The sequence below is a fragment of the Caulobacter sp. D5 genome, from assembly GCF_003185805.1.
Taxonomy (GTDB): Bacteria; Pseudomonadota; Alphaproteobacteria; order Caulobacterales; family Caulobacteraceae; genus Caulobacter.
The window spans coordinates 1-7,444 of record NZ_QHJY01000516.1 but is presented as its reverse complement, the minus strand read 5'-3'; the positions used below and the strand labels follow the sequence as shown (position 1 = coordinate 7,444).

Below are 7,444 nucleotides of genomic sequence, written 5' to 3'. Positions count from 1 at the left end.
AGGCGGAACCGCAGCGTCACCCCCATCCCAACCCTTCCCCCATCAAGGGGGAAGGGCTTTGGGGCGGCTTTCAGTTTTGAGAGACCCCTCACCCGACCTGCTCCGCAGGGCCACCCTCTCCCGCAAGGGGAGAGGGATAACAGGGCCGTCTCGCCCCCTCCACCGCTTCGCGGTCCCCCTCCCCCGTTGCACGGGGGAGGAATAAAAAACGGCGGGCCCTGGGGACCCGCCGTTCTCATCTCTCAAGCGATGCAGCCAGGCCTCAGGCCGAGGCCGCTCCGCCCTTCTTTTCGGCGTAGATCAGCAGCGGCTGGGCGCGGCCTTCGACGACCTCGGCGTTGACCACCACTTCCTCGACGCCCTCGTAGTTGGGCAGTTCGAACATGGTCTCCAGCAGGATGCCTTCCATGATCGAACGCAGGCCGCGGGCGCCGGTCTTGCGGGCGATGGCCTTCTTCGCGACGCCGTGCAGGGCGTCCTCGGTGAAGGTCAGGCCGATGTTCTCCATCTCGAACAGACGCTGGTACTGCTTGACGAAGGCGTTCTTCGGCTCGGTCAGGATCTTCACCAGGGCGGCCTCGTCGAGGTCTTCCAGGGTGGCGATCACCGGCAGACGGCCGATGAATTCCGGGATCAGGCCGAAGCGCTGCAGGTCGTCGGGCTCGACGCCGCGCAGGATCTCGCCGGTGCGACGGTCTTCCGGATCGGCGACCTTGGCGCCGAAGCCGATCGACTTGGCCGAACCGCGGGCCGAGATGATGCGCTCGAGGCCCGCGAAGGCGCCGCCGCAGATGAACAGGATGTTCGTCGTGTCGACCTGCAGGAACTCCTGCTGCGGATGCTTGCGCCCGCCCTGCGGCGGCACGGAGGCGACGGTGCCTTCCATGATCTTCAGCAGGGCCTGCTGCACGCCTTCGCCCGACACGTCGCGGGTGATCGACGGGTTGTCGGACTTGCGGCTGATCTTGTCGATTTCGTCGATGTAGACGATGCCGCGCTGGGCGCGCTCGACATTGTAGTCGGCGGCCTGGAGCAGCTTCAGCACGATGTTCTCGACGTCTTCGCCGACGTAACCGGCTTCGGTCAGGGTCGTGGCGTCGGCCATCGTGAACGGCACGTCGATGATTCGGGCCAGGGTCTGGGCCAGCAGGGTCTTACCCGTGCCGGTCGGACCGACCAGAAGGATGTTCGACTTGGCCAGCTCGACGTCGTTGTTCTTCGAAGCGTGGTTCAGGCGCTTGTAGTGATTGTGCACCGCGACCGCGAGCACCTTCTTGGCGTGACCTTGTCCGATCACGTAGTCGTCCAGGACCTCGCAGATCTCGCGCGGCGTCGGAACGCCGTCCTTGGACTTCACGAAGGCGATCTTGTGCTCTTCACGGATGATATCCATGCAAAGCTCGACGCATTCATCGCAGATGAACACGGTGGGTCCGGCGATGAGCTTGCGCACTTCATGTTGGCTCTTTCCGCAGAAAGAACAGTACAGGGTGCTCTTGGCGTCGCCGCTGGCGGCTTTCGTCATGGTCGCTTCTCACGCTAGGGCGTTTACGGCGAAAGCCGCTACCGCCGACCCCCACGCGTATCCCGCCACCGAAGCAACAGGATACCGAACGGGAGTTGTCTAATCCTTGACATTCCCCGATCCGAACGCGCGGCACAAGCCTTGGAGCCCGTTTCCGGCGCCAAGTTCGTGGATGTTTCGCGTCTGATCATGGGATTCCATCCCTAGATGGGACGACTGTAGGCCAAAGCAAGCGCCAGACGGGGTGTGGAACATCGACGCAGGCTCTAAGCTTTTCGAACACAGCCGGAATCGTGCTGCAAGCGGCGCCGTTAAAAGGAGTTCGCCCGAGGGGCGGAGACGAAATGGCCGAGACCCAAGAAACGGCGCCGGGCGCGTCGCACGACGCTCACGCCCCGACCCACACCGAAGCCAGCCCGCCGCTGGTGGCCTTCGACTTCGACGGCACCCTGACGGTGCGCGACAGCTTCACGGCCTTCCTGAAGTGGCGGGTCAGCGGCGGCCGCTGGACGATCGGCATGATCCGCCTGGCGCCGGCCGCCCTCTCCTACCTGTTCCACCGCGACCGGGGCCGCATCAAGGCCGCCGCCATCCGCGAGTTCCTCAAGGGCGTGCCGCAGGAGCGGCTGGAGGTCCAGGCCCGCAAGTTCGCCGAGGGGCATGCGCAGAGCCTGTTCCGTCCCGACGCCCTGGCGGTGTGGCGGCGCTGGCGGGCGCAAGGCGCCAGGATGGTCATCGTCACCGCCTCGCCCGACCTGGTGGTGGCCCCGTTCGCCCGCGGCATCGGCGCCGACCTGCTGATCGGCACCAGGCTGGCCTTCGACCTCAACGGCAAGGTGGTCGGCTCCCTCCTGGGACCCAACTGCCGAGGCCCCGAGAAGGTGGTGCGCCTGCGCGAGACCTTCGGCGAGAACATGAAATTGGCCGCCGCCTACGGCGACACCTCCGGCGACACCGAGATGCTGGCCATCGCCCAGGAGCGCGGCTACCGCATCTTCAAGGGCAAGCCGGTTTAGGGAGACCCTCCCCCTGGAGGGGGAGGTGTCGCGGAGCGACGGAGGGGGATCTGGCTGTTGAGCCAGCAGTCGCCCCTACATCATCAGGAACTTCCCCCTCCGGCCCTACGGGCCACCTCCCCCTTCAGGGGGAGGGTCTTGGTCGCCTACTCCACGCCCGCGCCGGCCTGGGCGAAGCCCGCCGGAACCTGGGTGGTGCTGACCGACAGGCTGCCGATCACCGAATAGGCCTGGTCGAAGACCGCGCGCTGGTTGGAGTCGAGCGACTTGTAGAGCCGCGCCATGGCCTTCACGCGCCGCTGCTCGAAGGCCAGCTGCTCGCGCTGCAGGACGAGGCCGGCCTTGGCCTGGGCGAGCGGGGTCTCGTCCTCGGGCGCGACGACGGCCAAAACGAGGCCCGAGGGCTTGGCGTTCGCGGCCAGGATGAAGTCGCGCCAGCGGCCCTGCTGGGCGGGGGTCAGGGAGAGATTCTGCCGCAGGGTCGCCAGGCCCGCCGTGACGCCGTCCTGCAGCAGGCGGTCGGAGACGATCTGCTGCATCTGCTCGGGACTGACGGCCAGCCGCATGGTGGCGACGCCGTGCTGGGGAACGTCCTGGGCCTGGGCGGCCGAGACGGCGGACAGGGCCAGCAGGCCCGCGACGGCGGCGGCCAGGGTGTGGGTGCGGACGGGCATGGCCGGGCTCCGGAGGTTGAGACTCTTCATCCCGCCGTTGTCGCCGCATCGCCCGGCCGTTGTAGGGCTGGCTTGTTTCGCCTGATCCCTCGCCCGTGGCCAAACCGGGGCGCCTGAAACCAGAGTGAAAAAAGCCGTCAGCAAAGAAAAAGCCGCCGACCTCTCGGTCGGCGGCTTCGTCTTCAGGCCTGGAAGGCGGCTTTAGGCGCCGGCTTCCGAGCTTTCGCGGTTCTCGTGGATCTGGTCGATCAGGCCCCAGGCCTTGGCTTCCTCGGCGCTCATGAAGTTGTCGCGGTCCAGGTCGCGCTCGACCTCGTCATAGGTGCGGCCGCAGTGCTTGACGTAGATCTCGTTCAGGCGGCGCTTGGTCTTGGAGATGTCCTCGGCGTGACGGACGATGTCCGAGGCCTGGCCGCGGAAGCCGCCCGACGGCTGGTGCACCATGATGCGGGCGTTCGGCAGGGCGACGCGCTGGCCGGCGGCGCCGGCGCAGAGCAGCAGGCTGCCCATCGAGGCGGCCATGCCCATGCACACGGTGGTCACCGGGCTCTTGATGTATTGCATGGTGTCGTAGATCGCGAGGCCCGACGTCACCACGCCGCCCGGCGAGTTGATGTACATGGCGATTTCCTTCTTGGGGTTCTCCGACTCCAGGAAGAGCAGCTGGGCGCAGATCAGCGAGGCCATGCCGTCCTCGACCGGGCCCGTGAGGAAGATGATCCGCTCCTTCAGAAGGCGCGAGAAGATGTCGAAGGCGCGTTCGCCGCGGCTGGTCTGCTCGACCACCATCGGAACCAGGTTCATCGCCGTCTCGACCGGATCGTACATCATGTGGGGTTCGCCCTTCTCAGAATGTCCTTGCGGGCGCGAATCACCGCCGCGCCGCCGCTCCTGACGCATATCGCGTGGCGCTTAACAGGTTGCAAGGCGCCGGAATTCGTCACCCGAAGGGACGACGGCCTCAGCCGCCGTAGCCTTCCGGCAGGTCGTCTTCTTCCAGGAGCTCTTCCTTGGAGACTTCCTTTTCCTCGATCTTGGCCTTGCCGAAGATCAGGTCGACGACCTTGTCTTCGTAGATCGGGGCACGCAGCGAGGCCTGCAGGTCGGCGCGCTGGCGGTACATGTCGAACACCTGCTGGGCCTGGGCGCCGTACTGGCGGGCTTCGCGGACGATCGCTTCGTTCAGTTCCTGGTCGGTGACGACCACGTCGTTCTTGCGGCCGATCTCGGCGAGCACCAGACCCAGGCGCACGCGGCGCTCGGCGATCTTGCGGTACTCGTCCTTCAGCTGGTCTTCGGTCTTGTCGGCGTCTTCCGGCGGCAGGCCGCCTTGCGACTTGTCGGCCTGGACCTGCTGCCAGATGCCGGCGAACTCGGCGTCGACCATGCGCGGCGGCAGCGGGAAGTCGTGCTTGGTGTCCAGCACGTCCAGCAGAGCGCGCTTCAGCTTGAAGCGGCTCGAGTTGGTGTAGCGGCCTTCCAGGTTCGACTTCAGCAGGTCCTTCAGGGCGGCCAGATCGGCCAGGCCCAGGCGCTTGGCCAGTTCGTCGTCCGGCTCGGCGTCGACCGGGGCGCGCACTTCCTTGACGGTGGTGGCGAACTCGGCGGCCTTACCGGCCAGTTCGGCGGCCTGGTAGTCTTCCGGGAAGTTGACCTTCACCGTCACGACGTCTTCCGGCTTGGCGCCGACCAGTTGCTCTTCGAAGCCCGGGATGAACTGGCCCGAACCGAGCACCAGCTCGGCGTCGTTGGCCGTGCCGCCGGCGAAGGCGACGCCGTCGATGGTGCCGACGAAGTCGATCAGCAGCTGGTCGCCGTCCTTGGCCTTCAGGCTCTTGCCCTTGCGCGGCTCGTAGGTGCGGGCCTGCTTGGCCAGCTCGGCCAGGGCTTCGTCGACTTCGGCGTCTTCGATCTTGTAGACCGGCTTGACCAGCTCGATCGAGGTCGGGTCGATCGGCTCGAACTCCGGCATGATCTCGACGGCCAGGTCGAAAGCGAGGTCTTCACCGCCGGCCATGACCTTGTCCATGTCGGACGTCGGCTTCAGGTCGGGCTGGCCGGCGGGACGCAGCTTGTTTTCGTCGAGGATCTTCTGGGTGGTCTCGTTGAGCGCCTGCTCGATGACTTCGCCCATCAGGCCCTTGCCGTACAGGCGACGGACGTGAGCGGTCGGCACCTTGCCGGGGCGGAAGCCCTTGACGTTCATCTGCGGCGCGACTTCGGCGATACGAGCCTCGAGACGCGTGGCCAGCTCACTCGCGGGCACCGTAACGCCGTAAACCCGGCTGAGGCCTTCGCCCGACTTTTCAACGATCTGCATCGACATTCTTAGCTTCTCGGCTCTGGGCGCCCGCGCCCGTCGTCCGCCCCAGGGGTCAAAAAATCATAGCCGCCCACGTCACCGGGGGCGGCGAAAGAGCGCCCTTATGTCACGACACTTCGCGTCGATCAAAGGGTATGGCGTCGCCGCGCGCAAAACGCTGCGCGCGGCGACATGGTGCGGATGAGAGGACTCGAACCTCCACGCCTCTCGGCGCTGGAACCTAAATCCAGTGCGTCTACCAGTTCCGCCACATCCGCGTGGGCGCAGAGCCTTAGCCGCGACCGCGACCGATTTGAAGTGGCGCCGCAGATTTTTCGCGCCAGGGCGGAACCGGCCGGCGCTCGCGTCGTTCTCATCGTGTCCCGCCGAGCGTAAAGCCGCGAGACATTAACCGGCCCGGGCCTTGCCCCCCCGACTGACGCCCGGGCCGGTTTTCCCTCTCCCTTTCGATCAGATCTCGCGAATCCCTCAGCGCACGGACGTGCCGCTTGAATTTTCGTGGATTCGCACGCAACCATTCGAAACCAGCGACGGTTAACTGCGCCATGGCGTAGGAGAACAGCGTATGCGGATGATCGAGGTCACGCAGACCGAGGCCGGATGGGAGGTCACCTGCGACCGGCAGGTGATCCATACCGACCTGGCCGAGCAGCGCTCGTTCCAGGCGGCGCTCGACTACGGCAGCCGCCTGTTCGACGAAGGCGTGCGCGCCGAGATCGTGCTGCACCGCCTGGAGGCCTGAAGCGCCCTCCCCGCCCTGTCCGAACCGCGGTCGCGACCTTGCGTCCCCTTGCGATCGGCAAGCGACGCCTTTAAAGCCGCACGTGCATCAAGAGTTGGGCTCGCCCAACGCCAACCTGCTTCCCGAGCAAGGTGGCGCCCCGTCGGGGGGATGCGGCCGCGACGGCAACGAAACGGGTGATCCCTAAAGCCGTCCCGAGTCTTGTTTTTTTCGACGAACGGACGCTGCGCATGCCCATCAAGATTCCCGACAACCTGCCGGCCCGCGCCCTGCTGGAAGCCGAAGGCCTGTCGCTGATGGCCGACACGGAGGCCGCCCGCCAGGACATCCGGCCGCTGCGCATCGCCCTCCTGAACCTGATGCCCGACAAGCCGACCACCGAGCGGCACTTCGCGCGCCTGCTGGGGGCCAGCCCGCTGCAGATCGAGCTGTCGCTGATCCAGATCTCGGGCCACGCGCCCAAGACCACCTCGGCCGAGCACATGCTGGCCTTCTACCGGCCGTGGGACGAGGTGCGCGGCGAGCGCTTCGACGGCCTGATCGTCACCGGCGCGCCGGTTGAGACCCTGGCCTTCGAGGAAGTCAGCTACTGGGACGAGCTTTCGCGCATCTTCGACTGGTCGCAGACCAACGTGCATGCGGGCCTGGCCGTCTGCTGGGGCGCCCAGGCCGGCGTGCGCCACTTCCACGGCGTGCCCAAGCACGTGCTGTCGAAAAAGTGCTCCGGCGTCTTCCCGCACGCCAACCTGGCGCCGGCCTCGCCCTATCTGCGAGGCCTGGCCGACGAGATCGACATCCCGGTGTCGCGCTGGACCGAGGTGCGGCCCGAGGACCTGCCGGCCGACGGCTCGCTGAAGGTGCTGCTGGAGTCCGAAGAATCGGGGCTGTGCCTGCTGGAGGACGCCCGCCGCCGCTGGCTCTACATGTTCAATCATCCGGAATACGAGACCGGCACCCTGGCCGCCGAGTATCACCGCGACAGCCTGATCGACCCGACCACGCCGCCGCCGGCGCACTACTTCCCCGCCAACGACCCGACCCGCGCCCCGCGCAACCGCTGGCGCAGCCACGCCCACCTGCTGTTCGCCAACTGGCTGAACGAGGTCTACCAGACCACCCCGTTCGAGCTGGAGACGATCGGAGCGTAGTTTTGGCCCCTCTCCC

7 protein-coding genes, 1 tRNA gene and 1 riboswitch are annotated in these 7,444 nt (G+C 66.6%); of the genes, 3 read left to right on the top strand and 5 right to left on the bottom strand.

What is annotated here, in order from left to right:
* Window positions 1-262 precede the first annotated feature (262 nt).
* Window positions 263-1,525: an ATP-dependent protease ATP-binding subunit ClpX gene (clpX, locus tag DMC18_RS24680; protein ID WP_058350342.1), complete on the bottom strand. Its 1,263-nt coding sequence runs from the start codon at window positions 1,523-1,525 to the stop codon at window positions 263-265.
* 344 nt (window positions 1,526-1,869) lie between these two features.
* Here clpX and DMC18_RS24675 point away from each other — a divergent pair, with 344 nt between their 5' ends.
* On the top strand, window positions 1,870-2,541 hold the full coding sequence (locus DMC18_RS24675) for an HAD-IB family hydrolase (RefSeq protein WP_110121834.1): 672 nt from the start codon (window positions 1,870-1,872) through the stop codon (window positions 2,539-2,541).
* A gap of 146 nt (window positions 2,542-2,687) precedes the next feature.
* Here DMC18_RS24675 and DMC18_RS24670 read toward each other — a convergent pair whose 3' ends face one another.
* The 4 genes from DMC18_RS24670 to DMC18_RS24655 form a co-directional block, all read right to left on the bottom strand.
* The gene (locus DMC18_RS24670) at window positions 2,688-3,215 is read right to left on the bottom strand and encodes a Spy/CpxP family protein refolding chaperone (protein WP_158285988.1); all 528 of its coding nucleotides are present in this window, start codon (window positions 3,213-3,215) and stop codon (window positions 2,688-2,690) included.
* A 201-nt stretch (window positions 3,216-3,416) separates the two neighbouring features.
* Complete coding sequence (locus DMC18_RS24665) at window positions 3,417-4,046, bottom strand: ATP-dependent Clp protease proteolytic subunit (RefSeq protein ID WP_110121833.1); 630 nt, start codon at window positions 4,044-4,046, stop codon at window positions 3,417-3,419.
* A 130-nt stretch (window positions 4,047-4,176) separates the two neighbouring features.
* Window positions 4,177-5,535 carry a trigger factor gene (gene tig, locus DMC18_RS24660; protein ID WP_304529445.1) on the bottom strand — a complete coding sequence of 453 codons (1,359 nt, stop codon included), beginning with the start codon at window positions 5,533-5,535 and terminating at the stop codon, window positions 4,177-4,179.
* 175 nt (window positions 5,536-5,710) lie between these two features.
* Window positions 5,711-5,795 (bottom strand) — tRNA-Leu (locus DMC18_RS24655).
* A gap of 308 nt (window positions 5,796-6,103) precedes the next feature.
* On the opposite strand from DMC18_RS24655, the gene DMC18_RS26365 reads away from it, so the two are divergent.
* Both DMC18_RS26365 and metA read left to right on the top strand, forming a co-directional pair.
* Complete coding sequence (locus DMC18_RS26365) at window positions 6,104-6,280, top strand: hypothetical protein (RefSeq protein ID WP_158285987.1); 177 nt, start codon at window positions 6,104-6,106, stop codon at window positions 6,278-6,280.
* A 79-nt stretch (window positions 6,281-6,359) separates the two neighbouring features.
* A riboswitch (SAM-I-IV-variant riboswitch) is annotated at window positions 6,360-6,462 on the top strand.
* A gap of 48 nt (window positions 6,463-6,510) precedes the next feature.
* On the top strand, window positions 6,511-7,428 hold the full coding sequence (metA, locus tag DMC18_RS24650; protein WP_110121831.1) for a homoserine O-succinyltransferase: 918 nt from the start codon (window positions 6,511-6,513) through the stop codon (window positions 7,426-7,428).
* The last annotated feature ends 16 nt before the right edge of the window (window positions 7,429-7,444 follow it).